Annotated in this window: 16 protein-coding genes and 2 tRNA genes; 2 read left to right on the top strand and 16 right to left on the bottom strand. The window is 55.2% G+C overall.

Features of this window, described 5'->3' with window-relative positions; translation table 11 throughout:
- Window positions 1-21 precede the first annotated feature (21 nt).
- The 15 genes from ENTMO_RS0100955 to trxA all read right to left on the bottom strand — a co-directional run bounded on the left by ENTMO_RS0100955 (window position 22) and on the right by trxA (window position 14,946).
- Window positions 22-97, bottom strand: a tRNA-His gene (locus tag ENTMO_RS0100955).
- 64 nt (window positions 98-161) lie between these two features.
- Window positions 162-238 (bottom strand) — tRNA-Arg (locus ENTMO_RS0100960).
- A gap of 102 nt (window positions 239-340) precedes the next feature.
- A complete protein-coding gene (gene thrP / locus ENTMO_RS0100965; protein ID WP_010426333.1) occupies window positions 341-1,726 on the bottom strand; it encodes a bifunctional threonine/serine APC transporter ThrP in 1,386 nt (461 codons plus the stop codon).
- Between the two features lie 196 nt (window positions 1,727-1,922).
- Window positions 1,923-2,663, bottom strand: coding sequence for a lipopolysaccharide N-acetylmannosaminouronosyltransferase (wecG, locus tag ENTMO_RS0100970; protein ID WP_010426335.1), 741 nt, complete (start codon window positions 2,661-2,663; stop codon window positions 1,923-1,925).
- Window positions 2,664-2,675: 12 nt separating this feature from the next.
- The gene (gene wzyE, locus ENTMO_RS0100975) at window positions 2,676-4,028 is read right to left on the bottom strand and encodes an ECA oligosaccharide polymerase (protein ID WP_010426336.1); all 1,353 of its coding nucleotides are present in this window, start codon (window positions 4,026-4,028) and stop codon (window positions 2,676-2,678) included.
- Window positions 4,025-5,104 carry a TDP-N-acetylfucosamine:lipid II N-acetylfucosaminyltransferase gene (locus ENTMO_RS0100980; RefSeq protein WP_010426337.1) on the bottom strand — a complete coding sequence of 360 codons (1,080 nt, stop codon included), beginning with the start codon at window positions 5,102-5,104 and terminating at the stop codon, window positions 4,025-4,027. Before ENTMO_RS0100980 ends, wzyE begins: the two co-directional genes overlap by 4 nt.
- Window positions 5,101-6,351: a lipid III flippase WzxE gene (gene wzxE / locus ENTMO_RS0100985; RefSeq protein ID WP_010426338.1), complete on the bottom strand. Its 1,251-nt coding sequence runs from the start codon at window positions 6,349-6,351 to the stop codon at window positions 5,101-5,103. The genes ENTMO_RS0100980 and wzxE overlap by 4 nt, the downstream gene beginning before the upstream one ends.
- 1 nt (window position 6,352) lies before the next feature.
- Window positions 6,353-7,483 carry a dTDP-4-amino-4,6-dideoxygalactose transaminase gene (rffA, locus tag ENTMO_RS0100990; protein ID WP_010426339.1) on the bottom strand — a complete coding sequence of 377 codons (1,131 nt, stop codon included), beginning with the start codon at window positions 7,481-7,483 and terminating at the stop codon, window positions 6,353-6,355.
- A gap of 4 nt (window positions 7,484-7,487) precedes the next feature.
- Complete coding sequence (rffC, locus tag ENTMO_RS0100995; RefSeq protein WP_010426340.1) at window positions 7,488-8,165, bottom strand: dTDP-4-amino-4,6-dideoxy-D-galactose acyltransferase; 678 nt, start codon at window positions 8,163-8,165, stop codon at window positions 7,488-7,490.
- Window positions 8,162-9,424 carry a UDP-N-acetyl-D-mannosamine dehydrogenase gene (gene wecC, locus ENTMO_RS0101000; protein WP_010426341.1) on the bottom strand — a complete coding sequence of 421 codons (1,263 nt, stop codon included), beginning with the start codon at window positions 9,422-9,424 and terminating at the stop codon, window positions 8,162-8,164. Before wecC ends, rffC begins: the two co-directional genes overlap by 4 nt.
- The gene (wecB, locus tag ENTMO_RS0101005; RefSeq protein ID WP_010426343.1) at window positions 9,421-10,551 is read right to left on the bottom strand and encodes a non-hydrolyzing UDP-N-acetylglucosamine 2-epimerase; all 1,131 of its coding nucleotides are present in this window, start codon (window positions 10,549-10,551) and stop codon (window positions 9,421-9,423) included. Before wecB ends, wecC begins: the two co-directional genes overlap by 4 nt.
- Window positions 10,552-10,607: 56 nt before the next feature.
- Window positions 10,608-11,654, bottom strand: coding sequence for an ECA polysaccharide chain length modulation protein (gene wzzE, locus ENTMO_RS0101010; protein ID WP_010426345.1), 1,047 nt, complete (start codon window positions 11,652-11,654; stop codon window positions 10,608-10,610).
- Between the two features lie 13 nt (window positions 11,655-11,667).
- Entirely contained in the window at window positions 11,668-12,771 is a 1,104-nt protein-coding gene (wecA, locus tag ENTMO_RS0101015; protein WP_029484910.1) for a UDP-N-acetylglucosamine--undecaprenyl-phosphate N-acetylglucosaminephosphotransferase, read from the bottom strand.
- A gap of 244 nt (window positions 12,772-13,015) precedes the next feature.
- Window positions 13,016-14,275, bottom strand: coding sequence for a transcription termination factor Rho (gene rho / locus ENTMO_RS0101020; RefSeq protein WP_001054528.1), 1,260 nt, complete (start codon window positions 14,273-14,275; stop codon window positions 13,016-13,018).
- Between the two features lie 341 nt (window positions 14,276-14,616).
- On the bottom strand, window positions 14,617-14,946 hold the full coding sequence (gene trxA / locus ENTMO_RS0101025) for a thioredoxin TrxA (RefSeq protein ID WP_004386384.1): 330 nt from the start codon (window positions 14,944-14,946) through the stop codon (window positions 14,617-14,619).
- A gap of 144 nt (window positions 14,947-15,090) precedes the next feature.
- On the opposite strand from trxA, the gene rhlB reads away from it, so the two are divergent.
- Both rhlB and gppA read left to right on the top strand, forming a co-directional pair.
- Window positions 15,091-16,359 (top strand): ATP-dependent RNA helicase RhlB, encoded by a 1,269-nt coding sequence (gene rhlB, locus ENTMO_RS0101030; protein WP_010426359.1) that lies wholly within the window; start codon window positions 15,091-15,093, stop codon window positions 16,357-16,359.
- A gap of 6 nt (window positions 16,360-16,365) precedes the next feature.
- A complete protein-coding gene (gene gppA / locus ENTMO_RS0101035; protein ID WP_010426361.1) occupies window positions 16,366-17,850 on the top strand; it encodes a guanosine-5'-triphosphate,3'-diphosphate diphosphatase in 1,485 nt (494 codons plus the stop codon).
- 51 nt (window positions 17,851-17,901) lie between these two features.
- Here gppA and rep read toward each other — a convergent pair whose 3' ends face one another.
- The gene (gene rep, locus ENTMO_RS0101040) at window positions 17,902-19,926 is read right to left on the bottom strand and encodes a DNA helicase Rep (RefSeq protein WP_010426362.1); all 2,025 of its coding nucleotides are present in this window, start codon (window positions 19,924-19,926) and stop codon (window positions 17,902-17,904) included.
- Window positions 19,927-19,949 lie beyond the last annotated feature (23 nt).

A 19,949-nucleotide genomic window follows, 5' to 3' on the forward strand; every position in this document is an offset into this window, starting at 1 on the left:
ATTCACAACTCTTTCAAATAATGGGGTGGCTAATGGGATTCGAACCCACGACAACTGGAATCACAATCCAGGGCTCTACCAACTGAGCTATAGCCACCACTGTATTCTTTCACGCGGTACTGACTACTTCTCAGACCACCGCAGCTCTAGCACCGGGTTAATGGTGCGCCCGACAGGATTCGAACCTGAGACCTCTGCCTCCGGAGGGCAGCGCTCTATCCAGCTGAGCTACGGGCGCTTAGCGCCGTTGCGGGGCTGGATATTACGTACCTCCGTCCCCGCTGTCTAGTGCTTTTTTGAAAAAAATGCGCGTTTGGTTATGGTTTGCACATTTTGCCGCTTATTCCTCCACTTTATGCGTGGTGGCGCGGCGACCCAGGCCAAAAAGCTTATATGCCGCTGTGACGGCAGCCAGGAAGATCATCCCGACAAACAGCGACATGCGGGTATCTTCATTAAAGTACATCCCAATTAATACGCAAATCAGGAACGCCATCGTCAAATAGTTCGCGTACGGGAACAAAATGGAGCGGAACGGATGGCTGGCGATCGCTTTTTTATGCGCATGACGGAAACGCAGCTGGCTAATCAGGATCACAAACCACGGAACCATGCCCGGCAGCACGCTGGCGCTATAAACGTAAACGAACACGCGCTGCGGATTCGGGATGATGTAATTCAGACATGAACCAATCAGCAGGATCACTATCGATACTGCCACGCCCATAACCGGCACGCCCGCACGGGACACTTTCCCCATCGCCGCAGGCAGTTGGTTGTTTTTAGAAAGCGCGTAGAGCATGCGGCCACAGCTGTACATCCCGCTGTTGCAGCCAGAGAGCGCAGCCGTCAGCACCACGAAGTTAATAATCCCTGCCGCCGCCGTAATACCAATCTTCGCGAAGGTTAAGACAAACGGGCTGCCGGTGGTGCCGATTTCGTTCCACGGGAAGATAGTCACGATAACGAAAATTGCGCCCACATAGAAAATCAGGATACGCCACAGCACTTTGCCCACCGCGCTACGCAGCGTGACCTGCGGGTTTTTCGCTTCACCGGCAGTAATACCGATCAGCTCAACGCCCTGATAAGAGGCGACAACGATACAGAGCGCCGTCAGGAAGCCCTTCCAGCCACCCGCGAAGAAGCCACCGTTCTCGGTCAGGTTGCCGAAGCCAATCGCGTGCCCGCCGTTGCCGAAGCCAAAGAAAATAACCCCGAGACCCACGACAATCATCACGATAATGGTGGTGACTTTGATCATCGCAAACCAGAACTCGATCTCACCGTAGAGTCGCACGGCAGCCAGGTTAGCCAGCGCCACCAACCCCACAGCAATGAGCGCAGGTATCCACTGGACCATGTCCGGGAACCAGAACTGCACGTAGACCCCTATCGCCGTGATTTCCGAGATGCCCACGGCCATCCACATAAACCAGTACGACCAGGCCGTAAGGTAGCCAAAGAACGGGCTCATATAGCGGTGCGCGTAAACGGCGAAAGAGCCGGTGACCGGCTCTAGGAAGAGCATTTCGCCCATTGAACGCATGATGAAGAAAACGAACAGCCCGGCGATGATGTACGCCAGTAATACGGAAGGACCCGCCCATTTGAGCGTACTTGCGGAGCCCATGAACAGGCCAACGCCGATAGTGCCGCCCAGCGCTATCAATTCAATGTGTCGAGCTTCCAGCCCACGCTGTAGCTCCGGTTTTTTCTCTGCCATAAATCCTCGGTTGTGTCTGCTGTTTACCGGCTTAAGCCAGTTATTGTTTTTTAGGGGAACTAAAATACGGTGCGAATGGTTTCTTAAATTCTGCTAAATGGCAAACGATGCATTAAAAAAATGAATGCATTGCACAGATTAGCAGCAGTATTGCAGGGGAGTTGCAGCGCGAACAGCATATCGCGCTACATTTTGATTACATTTTACCGGTGTAGTGCCAGGCGAGATAGCGCAGCAGACGGATCTGCCGTTTGATACGCGTCGGTTGTGATAACAGACGATACAGCCACTCCAGGCCGAGGTTTTGCCAGACTTTCGGTGCGCGCTTAACGTGGCCGGTAAAGACGTCGTAGGTGCCACCAACGCCCATGTACAGGGCATCCGGGCAGACCAGACGGCAATCGCGCATCAGGATCTCCTGACGCGGCGAGCCCATCGCCACGGTAACAATTTTCGCCCCGCTGTCGCGCACGCGTTCAAACAGCGCCTGCCGATCCTCAGGTTTAAAATAGCCGTCCTGGCTACCCACAATGTTAACATTCCACTGGCTACGCAGCTTCTGCTCCGTCTGGGCCAGCACCTCCGGCTTACCGCCGATCAGGAAGACCGGCGTGCCTTCCGCTCCCGCGCGCGCCATGAGCTGCTCCCAGAGGTCAGCCCCCGCCACGCGTGAAACATTAGCGCCAGGATACTTTTTGCGGATAGAGCGCACGACGCTGATGCCGTCTGCGTACTTGAATTCGGCGGCGATAATCAGGTCTTTCACTTCCGCGTTATCTTCAACCGCGAGCATTTTTTCCGCATTGATGGCCACCAGCGTGCCCGATTTCATCTGCCCGTCCGAGAACAGAAAACCCAGCGCGTGTTGCATATCACGCCAGCCTATAAGCTGTAGACCACGCAGCGCATAGCGCGGCGCAGAAGTTGTGTCAGTCATTACACTCCCTACTCAGACTTGCGACAGCGTTGTGCTGCCCTGATGCTCGCGTCGGTGGACAAGCCCTACGCTGTCAAACAGCCAGTACAACAGTTTTGCCAGCACCAGACACACACCGAAAACGACCATGAAGAACACCACGCGCGAGACGAACGAATCCAGCCCCTCGCGTGCCAGAACAATCATATTGAAAATGGCACCAAAGCAAAAACTGTGCAAAATAGCCGCCTTGTAGCGGTTGGTCTCTTCGTTACCGAGCGTGTAAAGCCAGTCGAACCACTTAATGATCAACCCAACCGCAATCGCGCCAGGCAGGATAAACCACGCACCGCCCATCACGACCAGCGAGCCAATCAGCGTTGGCGAGATCGCCAGGCCAGAATGGTTGTTCAGCACTTCCCAGGTAAAGTAGTTCGCCGTATTGAGCACCACGCCCGGACGGTCCGGCCACAGCCAGGTCGGAATAAAGACGTAGAAGTCGCGGGCAATGGGTGCCAGCCCCTGGAAGTCGATCTTGTCGTAGTTTTGCAGCAGCAACGCCAGGTTTTCCCACGGCGAGAAGGTGTCGCGCGTGAGGTAGAGGAAGGTGTAAAACGCTTCGTCACCGGCAACGTTTAACCCATAGCGCTTCAGCGCCAGCCAGAACATTCCCACAATGCCAAATACGCCTGCCGCCGCCAGCATCCACAGGGAGATCCACCCGCGAATGATGCCGATAAACAGGAAGATGGCGAAGGCGATAATAATGTTGCCGCGCGTCCCACCCACAATCATATAGGTCAGGATGCCGAAGGCGACGGTACTCACGAGGAAAAACAGCCACGCCTTGCTGTCCTGGCGCAGGAAAAAGACCACCAGCATCGCCGGAATGAAGAAGTAGAAGAAACGCTTGAGCGCCACACCTGACACTTCAGCAGAGAAAATCTGGCTGTAGGACTGGAGCTTAAACAGCAGGAAGCCGTTATGCATGAAGAAGATGCCGACGCTGACCAGCGCGATAGTCATCAGCATCACCCACGTAAGGTGCGTCTCCACCCGGTTCATGGTGAAAATCGGTCGCCGTGGCGCGGACGCTGTCGCTGAGCGCAGGCGCGTTTTATAGGTGACGTAGTAGACGGCGTAGAAGCAGGTTGCGGAGAGCAGCGCCTGCAGCAAAATTTCCGGCGGGGCAACGGCCACATCAAAACGGAAAACCAGAATACTGGTCAGCGGGAAGCCGAAGTAAAAGGTCAGCAAAAACAGCAGCGAGAAGAAGACGTTGAAGTTAAAGCGCACGCGACGAAACTCAAACCAGGTGAGCGTGGCGATAAACAGCGTGCTCAGCAGCCAAACCACCAACAAGCCGCTAAATTGCAACTGGCTCATGCGTTGTCTCCTGCAGCGATACGCAGCGCGCGGTGCCACGGCGTGAGGTAGTTCGGGCTAAAGAAGTCGATGCTATTTTTATCCACCAGCGCCAGCTGACGCTGCGCTTCCCGCACGATATCGCTGTTCAGCGTGTCCGAGGTAAACAATACCGGAATATGCTGCTCGGTCATATCCTGCCAGAACGGGTTTTCGCGGTTCAGCACGCACGGAACGCCTGCCTGGATAAGCAGACATAAGGTACCAATCCCCTGCTGACGGGCAAATATAAAATAACCCAGGTCGCACTGTCTCAGGAGTGCGAGATAGTCATCAAATTCCAGCTTATCCTGCAGAATATTCACATGCTCAGCGCTGAATAACGCCAGCGCCTGCTGACGGACCTCAGCGATGTAGGCGTCGTTATTCGCCGGGTAGCCCATTGGCACTACCACGTTCACCGTATCGCCAAACTGCTGATGCACCGCCCGGAGCGCCGCAACATGTTCGTTACTGCGATCCCCGGAGTTCCCCACCAGAATCGTCAGTTTGCCCTCGCGCAGCGTATCGTTCGCCATATTGTTCAGCGCCGGGTTCATGCGGGTCGGGAAATAGAGCAGCTCACCGCGCACGTTCGGATGCCGTTCAGCAAAGTAGTTAAGATCACCACGGGTCGCGAACACGCAGCCCACGCGCCCCTGAGCCATACGGCGCAGCGGATAGAAAAGGCGGAACTTCCAGCCGCGCGACACTTCATAGAGATCGGCGCCCCAGATATGCCAGCTACACTGGGAAGGCTTTATCCCGCCGCTCAGCAGAGCCATCCACAGGCCCGTATTGAACTGCCCATGGAAGAAGAAGCGTTGTTCACGATCGGCTTTTGCCTTCGCGATGACCGCTTTCGCCAGCGCGGCTTTATCTGGCCAGAAGGTGATGTTAAGCGCCGGACACGCCGCGCCCAGGCCATTGTCCTGACCTGCAACCATAAACTCGCGCGCATCAGGATTGCCCGACGCCAGCTCATCGTTGAAGAACCGCAGTACGGTCTGGTTATGGTGTGGGATGTCCGCCCCCAGGATGTGAATCAGTGCAGTCATGCGCGTTTACGCCAAAGTAAAAATACGCCGCAACAGGCAGCGAAATAAACGATATAAGTTGCCATATAGGCCTGAGCAGCCCCCAGCGCGCCGTGCGAAGGGATCAGCCAGTGAGAGAACGCCGTCAGCAGTGCAAACTGACTAATCTCCGCCAGGATATACAACCGCAGCGAGGCTTTCGCAATCACCAGATAACCGAAAACGTAAGCGCCGACTTTCAACACATCGCCTACCAGCTGCCAGGCGAACAGATCGCGCATGGCGATAAACTTTGCCGAGAAGAGCAGCCAGATGGCGACATCACGTAATAACCAGACGGTAAAGCTGGCGGCCGCCACGGCAGGGAGCACAAAACGCAATGAGCGGAAAATCTCGCGGGTAATATCCTTTTTTACGGTCAGCCGGGATAAGGTTGGCAGCAAATAGACGCTAAAGGAAGCCGTTATAAATTGGAGGTAGGCATCGGAAATGCTGCTCACGCCCTGCCAAATCCCGACTTCATCCCAACTGTAATGCGCAGCCAGCAGGTTTCGCATCATGACGTAGGCCACCGGAAGCGTCACCGAAGTGATGAGCGCCATCAGGGTAAATTTGCCTAACTGCCCCGCCAGCATCTTGTCCCACTGCGGTTTCAGGTAACGTAGCGGGATGACCCCTCTGCGCATCAGCATAAACGCCGCCGGAACGACAACCAGAGCAGGCACGAGCGCCAGCCCCAGCAGTGCGCCCTCATAGCCACCCAGACGATAGCAGAAATAATAGGCAATCACACCGATGACGCTTCCCAGGATCAGCGCCAGCGCATTGCCCGCCGCATCACGGAAGCCCTTCATCAGTGCCAGCAGCAGGTTGGCCCAGGCAATCCCCATCTGAACCAGCGCAACCAGACGAACCAGCCCCTGATACTGCGTGTGTCCAAACAGCCCCTGGCTAATCGGTGCCGCCGCCAGTAAAAACACAACGGCCAGCAGCGTGGAAAATCCCAGGACCATGGCCGAGGACGTTCCCACAACCGTGCGCAGTTTTTCGGCATCATCATGATGCTGAGCCACGTATTTGGTGACGCCGTTAAATATTCCCGCCCCGGCCAACACGCCGAGTACCGTGACCAGCTGGCGGAAATTGCCCGCCAGCCCGACGCCCGACGGGCCGAATGAGACAGCCAGCAACTTGACGACCAGCAATCCGGCACCAATTTTTACAAGGGTGGACGCAGCCGTCCACACCGATGCTTTTGCCAGAGACATATCAGCCGAAATAACTCAGAAGGGTATTGATCACCGTGCGTTGATTAACGGGTGCGAGGTTGTAGAACAGAGGCAGGCGGAGCAAACGCTCGCTCTCTTTGGTGGTGTAACGGTCTTCGCCCGCGAATACGCCAAACGCTTCTCCAGCCGGGCTGGAGTGCAGCGGAATGTAGTGGAATACCGCCAGAATCTCAGCCTCTTTCAGCCAGGCAATCAGGCTGCTGCGATCGTCGTTATCGCGCAGCTTGATGTAAAACATATGGGCGTTGTGGACGCAGTCTGCCGGGATCGTCGGCAGTTCAATACGCCCGGCTTTCGCCAGCGGCTCCAGCGCGTCGTAGTAGGTTTGCCACAGGGACAGGCGCTGCAGATTAATACGCTCCGCCGCCTCCAGCTGCGCCCAAAGATATGCGGCCTGCAGATCGGCCATCAGGTAACTTGAGCCGATATCGCGCCAGGTGTACTTGTCGACCTGACCACGGAAGAACTGGCTGCGGTTGGTACCTTTTTCGCGGATCACCTCGGCACGCTCCACCAGCGCACGGTCGTTAATCAGCGTCGCCCCACCCTCACCGCCTGCGGTGTAGTTTTTGGTTTCGTGGAAGCTAAAGCAGCCGATGTGGCCGATCGTGCCCAGCGCGCGCCCTTTGTAGGTGGACATCACGCCCTGCGCGGCGTCTTCCACCACGAACAGGTTGTGCTTTTTGGCGATCGCCATAATCGTGTCCATTTCGCACGCCACGCCCGCATAATGAACCGGGACAATCGCGCGCGTTTTGTCGGTGATCGCCGCTTCAATCAGCGTTTCGTCGATGTTCATGGTATCCGGACGGATATCCACAAAGACAATTTTCGCCCCGCGCAGGACAAACGCGTTCGCCGTAGAGACAAAGGTATAACTCGGCATGATCACTTCATCGCCGGGCTGGATGTCCAGCAGCAGTGCGGCCATCTCCAGGGAGGCCGTACAGGATGGCGTCAGCAGCACTTTGGCGCTGTGAAAACGCTGCTCCATCCACTGCTGGCAGCGACGGGTAAAACCGCCGTCGCCGCAAAGTTTGCCGCTGCCCATGGCAGCCTGCATATAGTCGAGTTCCGTCCCCACGACGGGTGGTGCGTTAAATGGAATCATCATGTCACCTGTATAACCAGTAAGCGGTGGCGTCGACGTTGGCCCCACTCGCAATATAACGTTTAAGCGCGGCGGTGTTGCCCATCTGGGTCGCCACCCGCAGCGTCGATAACTGTTCCTGCTCAGCCCAGTGCAGCGCGGCCTTCATGAGTTTCTTACCCATGCCGCGTCCGGCGAGTAAGCCGATACGCGCGTCCTGCTCATTCACCTTACGCAGGGAGACAAAGCCCTGAATCTGTCCATCCACCGCGCGGAAAACCAGACACACGTGGTCGAACGTGCCTTTTACCGCATTTTCAATCCATTGAGCATAAAAACGGCTGCTGTCCTCAGGCTTATACCAGGGAGCACGAAAGCGGCTTTGGGCAAAGGCCTGCGCCGCCATCTGGCGCAGCGCGGGAATGTCCTGCTCTGCTGCAATTTCTGCGCCTGCCGACGGGTGGCGGGAAACCGTTATGTAGAGATCAACCTCGCCTTCGACCAGCTGAAAACCATGTTGCTGCAGCGCATCCAGCAGATCGGCACGGCCCGCCGGGATCTTCGCCTGCACGCGCGGCCAGGCCGCGAAGTCGGACGCCTGCAAAGCAGGCGCATCGTCACGCAGACGAACAATCGCCGAAGGCCGGGCAAAAAAAGTGCTTTCCCACTCAAGGGCTTCCAGCACGCCGTTGAGTTGACTCAACGCCACACGCCTTTGGTATCAACCACATACTTCTGGGACACAGTCTTACCGGGGATCGCTTTGAACGCATTGTGATCCACCAGCAGCACCAGCACATCCGCCGTCGCCAACGCATCGTTTAGCGCGGTCAGCGTACAATGGCCCGCCAGCTTCGCTGGCAGCTCATGGATATTCGGCTCAACCACAAGCGTCTCACCGCTGTGCCATCCTGCGATCATCTCAGCAATTTCCATCGCCGGGCTTTCGCGCAGATCGTCAATGTTCGGTTTAAAGGCCAGGCCAAAGCAGGCAATTTTCAGCTCGCTGGCGCGCTTGCCGCTTTCAGCCAGACAATCCGCCACCGTCGCTTTTACCTGATTGAGTACCCAGTGAGGTTTGCTGTCGTTGACTTCACGCGCGGTGCGGATCAGGCGCGCCTGATCGGGGTTTTGCGCCACGATAAACCAGGGATCGACGGCGATGCAGTGACCGCCCACGCCCGGACCCGGCTGGAGAATGTTGACGCGTGGATGGCGATTCGCAAGGCTAATCAGCTCCCAGACGTTAATCCCCTGATCGGCACAAATCAGTGACAGTTCGTTCGCAAAGGCGATGTTAACGTCGCGGAAGCTGTTTTCGGTCAGTTTGCACATCTCGGCGGTGCGGGGGTTGGTCACCACGCATTCGCCTTCAAGGAAAATCTTATACAACTCGCTGGCGCGCGCGGAACATACCGGCGTCATGCCGCCAATCACGCGGTCGTTTTTAATCAGCTCGACCATGACCTGACCCGGCAGCACACGCTCCGGACAGTAGGCGATATTAATATCGGCCTGCTCACCCGCCTGCTGTGGGAAGGTTAAATCTGGACGGGCTTCTGCCAGCCACTGGGCCATCTGCTCGGTAGCGCCCACCGGAGACGTGGACTCGAGGATCACCAACGCCCCTTTTTTCAACACAGGCGCGATAGATTTTGCTGCCGCCTCAACGTAAACCATGTCGGGCTCATGATCGCCTTTAAATGGCGTCGGAACCGCAATCAGAAAGGCATCGGCGTCGACCGGCGTGATGCTGGCGCGCAGGAATCCCCCGTCGACGGCCTTTTTCACCACGAGGTCGAGATCGGGCTCCACAATATGAATTTCGCCACGGTTAATGGTGTCCACTGCGCGCGCATTGATGTCGACGCCTACAACCTGCTTTTGACGAGAGGCAAAGGCCGCCGCAGTAGGCAGTCCAATGTAGCCAAGACCCACGACAGAGATGGTAGTAAAACTCATAGCGTTACCCGATTGTGTTTAAGTGCATGCAAAATACGACCACAAGACTGCCCATCACCATACGGGTTATGGGCGCGGCTCATCGCCTGATACTCTTCTTCATCGTGCAGCAGGCGCGTCACCTCGTCGACGATCCGGCGCATATCCGTGCCCACCAGACGTACCGTGCCCGCTTTTACCGCTTCCGGGCGCTCGGTGGTTTCACGCATGACCAGCACCGGTTTGCCGAGAGACGGCGCTTCTTCCTGAATCCCGCCGGAATCGGTGAGGATCAGCCAGGCGTGATTCATCAGCCAGACGAATGGCATGTAGTCCTGCGGTTCGATCAGAAGGACATTATCCACATGACCCAGAATACGGTTCACCGGCTCGCTGACGTTAGGATTGAGGTGTACCGGATAGACAATCTGCACATCTTCATTCTGCGCGGCAATCTCAGCCAGCGCGTGGCAGATTTGCTCAAAGCCGCGACCAAAACTTTCGCGACGGTGGCCCGTCACCAGGATCGTTTTCTTGCCGTTATGCAGGAAAGGATAGCGCGCAGCGAGTTCTGCCTGCAGATCGGTGTTCGCCAGCACGCGGTCACGTACCCAGATCAGCGCATCGATAACCGTATTCCCGGTGACAAAGATCTTATTGTCGGCAATATTTTCCCGCAGCAGGTTCTGACGCGAGTTTTCAGTTGGCGCAAAGTGGTACATCGCCAGATGTCCGGTAAGCGTGCGGTTGGCCTCTTCCGGCCAGGGCGAGTAAAGGTTGCCCGTGCGCAGGCCCGCTTCAACATGACCAACGGGAATACGCTGATAGAATGCAGCCAGGCTGGTCGCCACGGTGGTCGTGGTGTCACCATGAACCAGCACCACATCAGGTTTGAAGGATTCCAGAATAGGCTTCAATTCTTGCAGAATACGGCAGGTGATCTCCGTCAACCCCTGCCCCGGTTTCATAATATTGAGATCGTAATCCGGGACGATAGAAAAGAGAGTTAAGACCTGATCGAGCATCTCCCGGTGCTGGGCAGTCACGCATACTTTTGCTTCAATATCAGGATCTCTGGCCAGCGCATGAACCAGAGGCGCCATCTTGATGGCCTCCGGCCTGGTGCCAAATACGGTTAGTACTTTCACATCGATTCTCTTCGATTAGGCGATGAAGGCCGTAGCCTTCATCGTAGACGGCGTTCTTAATTTGTGCGACGACGCATTAATGCTACGCCAGCGCCAGTCAATGCGCCCACAATCCCCCACATGATCATCAGGAATGCGCGTCGCGGACTATCGCGTTTTACAGGTTCTTCAGGCGTTCTCAAATAACGATACGTCTGAAAACGGGGGTCCATCGTTGGACCGACGTTCAGGGTGTTAAGCATGGCGCGGTTTTGGTCGTAATCGAGGTCAAAATCAGGGCCAACGGCCTGGAGATTTTCCAGTCGCGCCTGCAGCATTGGACGACCAAGGAGGAACATTTCGGAATCAGGCAGTCCATCAGCCGGAACATCCGTTTCGCTGCGCGAGATATTGTGCTGCTCCGCAATTTTAAGCGCCTGCTCAATATTGTGGACACGGCGGGCAAAAATGGCTTTCGCCACCTCTTCCTGACGTTTCACCTGCGCCTTCATCTGAATCGTTCGCGCAGCCCAGGCACCTTTCAGCTCATCATTGAGATGGCTGGCGGCACGCTGGCTGGCAAAGGCCACATACTGACGTAGCAGGTTGTTCGCATCCGGCGCCGTTTCGGCAATCAGCTTCACGCTGTCGCTGACATTGCGCAGCGCATCGCCCGGCATAAACTGGATATTGTTGATGAGATCATCCAGCAGCGCGGCATCGACTTTTGTGTTATCAACCCGACGCTGCTTGAAGTAATCGGTCTGCGACCAGAAATCGCGACGCGTATCCCACGAGGCGAGCTGCATCACGAACTCTTTGTAGGCCTCATCCATTACGGAAACCTGATCCGGCGTGGCGAGATTCGCTTTAATATCCAGGTTACGCAGGAACTGCTGCTGGGAATAGAAGCCGCCGAGCATATTAACCGTTGGTCTGTCGGTAATCGCCGTCGCGCTCCACTCTTGTTTTGCAAAGAATGTGTAGGCCAGCGCTAACAGAGCGAACCCCAACGCGATCCCCGCTATCCAGAATTTGCCCCGCCATAACACGCGAAACAAACCACGAATATCCAGCTCATTCTCAGTTACCACTGATTTCGCTCCCGCCAACGGTTGAGTCATCATAGTCCCGGTTTTACTTAGTTAATGTTGTGTTTTTGCCACTGTTCCGACGCATCCTGCGTTTTAAACGTTTAATGAATCGTGCGACTTTCCATGCGCGTTTGATGCAGTAACCGTACATAAAGAATGCTAGCAAGAATAATACCAACATTACCCATTCAGGGATGAAATGAGCATATTCCGCGGCCACACCAATGCCGGCGAGGATAGCCGCTGCGAGGGTGATCAGGACAAAAGCCTGACGGGACGTGAACCCGGCGCGCATGATCAGATGGTGGATATGCTGACGGTCAGGGGAGAATGGACTCATCCCTTTGCGCCGACGGCGATACATAATCGCCACCATGTCCATCAGCGGGATAGCAATAATCCACAGCGCCGTTACCGGGCTAATCGGATGTGTTTTACCTTGTGTGGTTTCCAGCAGGACCCAGATAACGGTAAAGCCAATCAAGGTACTTCCCGCATCACCCATGAAGACTTTATAGCGACGCCCCAATACACCGAGGTTGAGGAAGATATAGGGCAGGATGGCGGCAATCATGGCGAAACACCACATTGACAGGCTGTACTGACCATCAAACCACAAAATAATACCGATCGCGGCAAACGAGACGGAGGACAACCCGCCGAGCAGGCCGTCAATACCATCGACCATGTTGAAAGCGTTAATTGCCGCCCAGACGGCAAACAGCGTCAGGAAGAAACCAAACGGCCCCAGCACCAGTTCCCACGGGCCAAAAACATAACCCAGACTTCTCAGGTACAGGCCGCCGACCACCATCATGATGACGCCAATGGCCGCCTGTACGGTCGCGCGAAACTTCACACTGATATCAAATCGGTCATCAAGCGCCCCGACTAACACGAGGACGCCCGCACATGCCAGGTAGAGGGCGGCATGCGGAATATAGTAATCCGCGATCGCAAACGTGAAACAGATACCTGCGTAAACCGAAATCCCCCCCACCAGCGGGATAAGTCCCTGATGGCGCTTACGGAAATTCGGCTTGTCCACTAACCCGATTCTTTTTGCTACCTTGCGCGCAATGAACAAAAAACAGGTTGTGAATAAAAAAATACTGATCAGCTCAGTTACTGCAGTGAGTAGATTCACAATGGATTGCTCTCAACAAAAGTTAGTCCCGCAAGTATAACCATGAAGCACCCTGCCTCTGAAGGAATAAAAGGTGGCCTCTCACAACTCCCTTTGTATGTTTTTCAATCAATTATTTCTTTGACTGTTTAAACCTGCTTATTGTCGCACCGACAGGTCGAAAATGGGAGTCTGTGGTAATAGCGTATAGTCCATAAATGAAAAACGCCACGTAAAAACGTGGCGTTCACTGGGATAATTTACGTTACGAGCGTTTCATCATGTCGAAGAAATCGTCGTTGGTTTTGGTCATCGCCAGTTTGTTGATGAGGAACTCCATTGCGTCGATTTCACCCATTGGATGGATGATTTTGCGCAGGATCCACATTTTCTGCAGCTCTTCCTGAGTGGTGAGCAGCTCTTCCTTACGGGTACCGGAACGGTTGTAGTCGATAGCCGGGAAGACGCGTTTTTCAGCGATCTTACGAGAGAGGTGCAGTTCCATGTTGCCTGTACCTTTAAACTCTTCGTAGATAACTTCGTCCATTTTGGAGCCGGTATCAATCAGCGCGGTCGCAATGATGGTCAGGCTGCCGCCCTCTTCCACGTTACGTGCCGCACCGAAGAAGCGCTTCGGACGATGCAGGGCGTTGGCATCCACACCACCGGTCAATACTTTACCGGAAGCTGGCACCACGGTGTTGTACGCACGCGCCAGACGGGTGATGGAGTCGAGCAGGATGATCACGTCTTTCTTGTGCTCAACCAGGCGTTTCGCCTTCTCGATAACCATTTCTGCAACCTGAACGTGGCGAGATGCTGGCTCGTCGAAGGTAGAAGCAACCACTTCACCTTTAACCAGACGCTGCATCTCGGTCACTTCTTCCGGACGTTCGTCAATCAGCAGTACCATCAGCACGCAGTCTGGGTGGTTGTAGGCAATGCTCTGCGCGATGTTCTGCAGCAGCATGGTTTTACCCGCTTTTGGCGGTGCCACAATCAGGCCACGCTGACCACGACCAATAGGTGATGCCAGATCCAGAACGCGAGCAGTTAAGTCTTCGGTAGAACCGTTACCACGCTCCATGCGCAGGCGAGAGTTCGCGTGCAGCGGCGTTAAGTTCTCAAAGAGGATCTTATTGCGCGAGTTTTCCGGTTTGTCGTAGTTAACTTCGTTAACTTTCAACAACGCAAAGTAGCGTTCACCCTCTTTTGGAGGACGAATCTTACCTGAAATGGTGTCACCAGTGCGGAGGTTGAAACGGCGGATTTGGCTAGGGGATACGTAGATGTCGTCAGGGCCGGCGAGGTAGGAGCTGTCTGCAGAGCGGAGGAAACCAAATCCGTCTTGCAATATCTCCAGCACACCGTCGCCAAAGATATCTTCGCCACTCTTAGCGTGCTGCTTCAGGATGGCGAAAATGATGTCCTGCTTGCGCATACGAGCCTGGTTTTCCAGCCCCATATTTTCGCCGAGAGTGATCAGCTCAGAAACCGGCGTATTCTTTAATTCGGTAAGATTCATAATGGTGTGGGTTCTTAAACTCGGGGTGATTCTCGAACTTAATGTTGTGAATGGTATGGCAGGGTCATCCATGCCTGTTTAGCGGCCATCAACTCATGTCTGTTCGCTGTCTGGTCACAGGGAAAGAACGCAGAACTGAAACGACAAGACGGATTGAGTGACAAGCCCGGAATCTAGCAACTTCACGCACTGTTCATGTTAACAACGGGAAGTATCGGGTAAAACAAGATTCAAACAACAAGATATGTTTAAAACGAAGTCATAGCTAACTTAGCACGACTAAAGCCGGGCGTCCAGAGATCCACACAATTTAGGCGCTCAGGACGCTCAGCCGAGAAACCTTACGCCAGATTAGCGTCGAGGAACTCTTTCAGTTGACCTTTGGACAGTGCGCCCACTTTGGTCGCTGCCACTTCACCGTTTTTGAACAGCAGCAGGGTCGGGATGCCACGGATACCGTATTTTGGCGCGGTGCCCGGGTTCTGGTCGATGTTCAGCTTGGCAACGGTCAGTTTGCCCTGATATTCGTCAGCGATTTCATCCAGAATCGGGGCGATCATTTTGCAAGGACCACACCATTCAGCCCAGAAATCGACGAGGGTTAGCCCGTCAGCCTTAAGCACGTCCGTGTCAAAACTGTCGTCAGTCAGGTGAATAATTTTATCGCTCATATATAACTCCACAGGAATAAGCCTGGTACGTTGGTTTTGTCTCCACCAACGACGTGTTGATGTCGCATTAACCAACTAAAGGTTGACTTTATTTCACCGGATACGCTTTCGTAAAGCAATAGTAAGCTGATATTCTACCACACTATGAGCAAAACACATTTAACAGAACAGAAGTTTTCCGACTTCGCCCTGCACCCAAAAGTGATCGAAGCCCTTGAAAATAAAGGGTTTCATAACTGCACGCCCATTCAGGCTCTCGCCCTGCCGCTTACGCTGGCCGGTCGCGATGTTGCAGGGCAGGCGCAAACCGGTACTGGCAAAACGATGGCGTTCTTAACGTCAACGTTTCATTATTTACTGTCTCATCCAGCGATTGCAGACCGCAAAGTTAACCAGCCGCGCGCGCTTATTATGGCCCCGACGCGAGAACTGGCGGTACAGATCCACGCAGACGCTGAACCCCTGGCGCAGGCTACTGGCCTGAAGCTTGGCCTGGCCTATGGCGGCGACGGCTACGATAAGCAGCTGAAAGTGCTGGAAAGCGGTGTGGATATCCTGATCGGTACCACTGGCCGTCTTATCGACTACGCCAAACAGAACCATATCAACCTCGGTGCCATCCAGGTTGTCGTGCTGGATGAAGCCGACCGTATGTACGATCTGGGCTTCATTAAAGACATCCGCTGGCTGTTCCGCCGCATGCCTGCTGCGAATCAGCGTCTGAACATGCTGTTCTCTGCAACCCTTTCTTACCGCGTTCGCGAACTGGCGTTCGAACAAATGAACAACGCCGAGTATGTGGAAGTGGAGCCAGAGCAGAAAACAGGTCACCGCATTAAAGAAGAGCTCTTCTATCCTTCGAATGAAGAGAAAATGCGTCTGCTGCAAACGCTGATCGAAGAAGAATGGCCCGATCGCGCCATCATCTTTGCGAACACCAAACACCGCTGTGAAGATATCTGGGGCCATCTGGCTGCAGACGGTCACCGTGTTGGTCTGCTGACCGGCGACGTTGCACAGAAAAAACGCCTGCGTATTCTTGAAGAATTTACCCGTGGCGATCTCGATATTCTGGTCGCAACCGACGTTGCCGCTCGTGGTCTGCACATCCCAGCCGTGACGCACGTTTTTAACTATGATCTGCCAGATGACTGCGAAGACTATGTACACCGTATCGGTCGTACCGGTCGTGCGGGCGCAAGCGGTCACTCTATTAGCCTTGCGTGTGAAGAGTATGCGCTGAATCTTCCAGCCATTGAGACCTACATCGGTCACTCTATTCCGCAGAGCAAATACAACCCGGAAGCGCTGTTAAGCGAACTGCCGCCGCCGAAGCGTCTTACTCGCCCACGCTCCGGCAATGGTCCGCGTCGTTCTGGTGGCGCACCGCGTAATCGTCGTCGTTCAGGTTAAGAAATTATGCTCAGTTCCACCTCGCTATATGCGGCAATTGATCTCGGTTCGAATAGTTTTCATATGCTGGTTGTGCGCGAGGTGGCGGGAAGCATACAGACGCTGACGCGCATTAAGCGCAAGGTCCGCCTGGCGGCGGGCCTGAGCAGCGACAATCATCTCTCCCCCGAAGCCATGGAACGTGGCTGGCAGTGTCTGCGCCTCTTTGCTGAGCGCCTGCAGGACATACCCCATACCCAAATCCGCGTTGTCGCTACCGCGACGCTTCGCCTGGCGGTTAATGCCGTGGATTTTATTGCCAAAGCGCAGGAAATTCTCGGTTGCCCGGTGCAGGTCATCAGCGGTGAAGAAGAAGCGCGTCTGATCTATCAGGGCGTGGCGCACACCACCGGGGGTGACGATCGCCGTCTGGTGGTGGATATTGGCGGAGCGAGCACTGAACTGGTCACCGGCACGGGCGCCCAGGCGACGTCGCTGTTCAGCCTGTCGATGGGCTGCGTGACCTGGCTTGAGCGCTACTTTACCGACCGCAATCTCGCGCAAGAGAACTTCGACGAGGCTGAAAATGCCGCGCGCGAGGTGCTGCGTCCGGTCATGGACGAATTGCGCTACCACGGCTGGAAAGTGTGCGTTGGCGCGTCCGGAACCGTACAGGCGTTGCAGGAAATCATGATGGCGCAGGGGATGGACGAGCGGATCACGCTTGCCAAACTCCAGCAACTGAAGCAACGCGCTATTCAGTGTGGTCGGCTGGAAGAGCTGGAAATTGAAGGCCTGACGCTTGAGCGTGCATTGGTTTTTCCAAGCGGTCTGGCCATTCTGATCGCCATTTTCACCGAACTGAATATCCAGTGCATGACCCTTGCAGGCGGCGCGCTGCGCGAAGGTCTGGTCTACGGAATGCTGCATCTGTCGGTTGATCTGGACATCCGCAGCCGTACGCTGCGTAACGTCCAGCGCCGCTTCATTGTGGATACCGAGCAGGCACAACGGGTGGGACAGCTGGCATCGCTCTTTGCGGACCAGGTCAAACCGCGTTGGGATATTGAACCATTAAGTCGCGATTTGCTGCTAAGTGCATGTGCGCTGCATGAAATTGGCCTGAGCGTTGAGTACAAGCAAGCGCCGCTGCATGCCGCCTGGCTGGTGCGTAATCTTGATTTGCCGGGCTATACCCCTGCGCAGAAAAAATTGCTCGCTACCCTGCTGCTAAACCAGACCAATGCCGTGGATCTCTCTTCACTCCACCAGCAAAATGCGGTGCCGCCGCGCGTGGCCGAGCATCTGTGCCGTTTACTTCGTCTGGCGATTTTGTTTGCCAGCCGTCGCCGCGACGATCTCCTCCCGGCAATTACGCTGGTGGCAGACGATGAAAAGCTCACGCTGACGCTACCGGAAAATTGGTTGGATAATCACCCACTTGGGGCAGAGCTGATCGAGCAAGAGTGCCAGTGGCAGAGCTACGTGCACTGGGCGCTTGAGATAAAGTAAGTCGCTGAACAATGCCGGGTGGCGGCTTCGCCTTACCCGGCCTACTCATCATTATCCCTTCTCTTTGGCTTTTGCCAGCATGGCGCGAATATTCGCCACGTTAGCCTGTCCCTTGTGCATGCGCTCTTCCGCGGTAATGACTTTGCGTTCCTGCTCCCAGATGAGGTCGTCCTGAGGTAGCTCCAGCAGGAAACGGCTCGGCTCAGGGCGCACCAGTTCACCGTACTGTCTGCGCTCTTTACACAGGGTAAAAATCAGCTCTTTCTGCGCGCGGGTGATCCCCACGTAGGCCAGTCGACGCTCTTCATCGACGTTATCTTCATCAATGCTGCTCTGGTGCGGCAGTAAGCCCTCTTCCATACCGACCAGATAGACATACGGGAATTCCAGACCTTTGGACGCATGCAGGGTCATCAACTGCACCTGGTCGGCCTCTTCCTCACTCTCACCGCGCTCCATCATATCGCGCAGCGTAAAGCGGGTGACTACCTGGGTCAGCGTCATCGGCTCGTCAATGTCCGAGCCTTCCAGCATTTCGGTCATCCAGCTAAAGAGCTGGTTGACGTTTTTCATTCGCATCTCGGCCGCTTTCGGGCTGGCAGAGGTTTCGTACAGCCAGGATTCGTAGTCGATACCATGGATCAGGTCCCGCACGGCAGCCACAGGCTCACGCTCTGCCAGCCGCTGTACTTCACCAAGCCAGTGGGTGAAGCGGGTTAAGTTGTCATATCCGCGTCCCGTCAGCGTCTGGCTTAGCCCCATGTCAAAGCTGGCGGTAAACAGGCTTTTATTGCGGGTCATCGCCCACTCGCCCAGCTTTTGCAGCGTCGCCGGGCCGATCTCGCGTTTCGGCGTATTCACAATGCGCAGGAAGGCACTGTCATCATCCGGGTTAGTCAGCACGCGCAGATAGGCCAGCAGATCTTTAATTTCCGGGCGCGAGAAGAATGAGGTTCCACCCGAAATTTTGTAAGGAATACGGTTCTGCATCAGCATCTTTTCAAAGACGCGCGATTGGTGATTACCGCGATAGAGGATTGCGTAATCCTTGTACTCCGTTTTATTCACGAAGTGATGGGCAATCAGCTCACCGGTGACGCGTTCGGCTTCGTGTTCTTCATTGTTGGCGCTGAGCACTTTCAGCTCTGTACCGTAGCCCAGCTCGGAGAAAAGACGCTTCTCAAACACGTGTGGGTTATTGGCGATCAGGATATTCGCCGCTTTCAGGATGCGACCGGACGAACGGTAGTTCTGCTCCAGCTTAATCACCTGCAACGCCGGGAAATCTTTGCTCAGCAGCACCAGGTTTTGCGGACGCGCGCCGCGCCAGGAGTAGATCGACTGGTCGTCGTCGCCAACCACGGTGAAACGCGCGCGTTGCCCTACCAGCAATTTCACCAGCTCGTACTGGCTGGTGTTGGTGTCCTGATATTCATCCACCAGCAGGTAGCGGATCTTGTTCTGCCAGCGCTCGCGCACCTCTTCATTACGCTGCAACAGCAACGTCGGCAGCAGGATCAGGTCGTCGAAATCCAGCACGTTACACGCTTTCATGTGCGCATCGTACAGACCATAGCAGTGAGCGAAGATACGATCCCGTTCCCCTTTCGCGCTGGCTGCCGCCTGGGCTGGCGTCATCAGATCGTTTTTCCAGTTGGAGATCGTCGAGATCAGCTGTTGCAGCAGGACTTTGTCATCTTCAATCAGCCCTTCCGTCAGCTCTTTAAGCAGCGCCACCTGGTCAGTATCATCGAAAAGCGAGAAGTTGGACTTCATCCCCAGCGCCGCGTATTCGCGTTTAATAATATCCAGCCCCAGCGTGTGGAAGGTGGAGATCATCAGCCCGCGCGCCTCTTTACGGCCCAGCGTCTGCCCCACACGCTCTTTCATCTCGCGCGCGGCTTTGTTGGTAAACGTTACCGCCGCAATATGGCGTGCCTGATAGCCGCACTCGCGGATCAGGTGGGCGATTTTATTGGTGATCACGCGGGTTTTACCCGAACCCGCCCCTGCCAGCACCAGGCATGGTCCAGTAACGAATTCGACCGCTTGTTGTTGTCCAGGGTTTAAACGCATGGGAATATTGCTCAATCTTCGAA

The organism is Enterobacter mori LMG 25706 (assembly GCF_000211415.1).
Classification (GTDB): Bacteria; Pseudomonadota; Gammaproteobacteria; order Enterobacterales; family Enterobacteriaceae; genus Enterobacter; species Enterobacter mori.

Bases quoted from the DNA above. Each gene is read 5' to 3' on its own strand.
- rep (WP_010426362.1), bottom strand. From the start codon at position 19,926: ATGCGTTTAAACCCTGGACAACAACAAGCGGTCGAATTCGTTACTGGA.
- thrP (WP_010426333.1), bottom strand. From the start codon at position 1,726: ATGGCAGAGAAAAAACCGGAGCTACAGCGTGGGCTGGAAGCTCGACAC.
- wzxE (WP_010426338.1), bottom strand. From the start codon at position 6,351: ATGTCTCTGGCAAAAGCATCGGTGTGGACGGCTGCGTCCACCCTTGTA.
- gppA (WP_010426361.1), top strand. From the start codon at position 16,366: ATGCTCAGTTCCACCTCGCTATATGCGGCAATTGATCTCGGTTCGAAT.
- rho (WP_001054528.1), bottom strand. From the start codon at position 14,275: ATGAATCTTACCGAATTAAAGAATACGCCGGTTTCTGAGCTGATCACT.
- wecC (WP_010426341.1), bottom strand. From the start codon at position 9,424: ATGAGTTTTACTACCATCTCTGTCGTGGGTCTTGGCTACATTGGACTG.
- wecG (WP_010426335.1), bottom strand. From the start codon at position 2,663: ATGACTGACACAACTTCTGCGCCGCGCTATGCGCTGCGTGGTCTACAG.
- wzyE (WP_010426336.1), bottom strand. From the start codon at position 4,028: ATGAGCCAGTTGCAATTTAGCGGCTTGTTGGTGGTTTGGCTGCTGAGC.
- rhlB (WP_010426359.1), top strand. From the start codon at position 15,091: ATGAGCAAAACACATTTAACAGAACAGAAGTTTTCCGACTTCGCCCTG.
- rffA (WP_010426339.1), bottom strand. From the start codon at position 7,483: ATGATTCCATTTAACGCACCACCCGTCGTGGGGACGGAACTCGACTAT.
- wzzE (WP_010426345.1), bottom strand. From the start codon at position 11,654: ATGACTCAACCGTTGGCGGGAGCGAAATCAGTGGTAACTGAGAATGAG.
- ENTMO_RS0100980 (WP_010426337.1), bottom strand. From the start codon at position 5,104: ATGACTGCACTGATTCACATCCTGGGGGCGGACATCCCACACCATAAC.
- trxA (WP_004386384.1), bottom strand. From the start codon at position 14,946: ATGAGCGATAAAATTATTCACCTGACTGACGACAGTTTTGACACGGAC.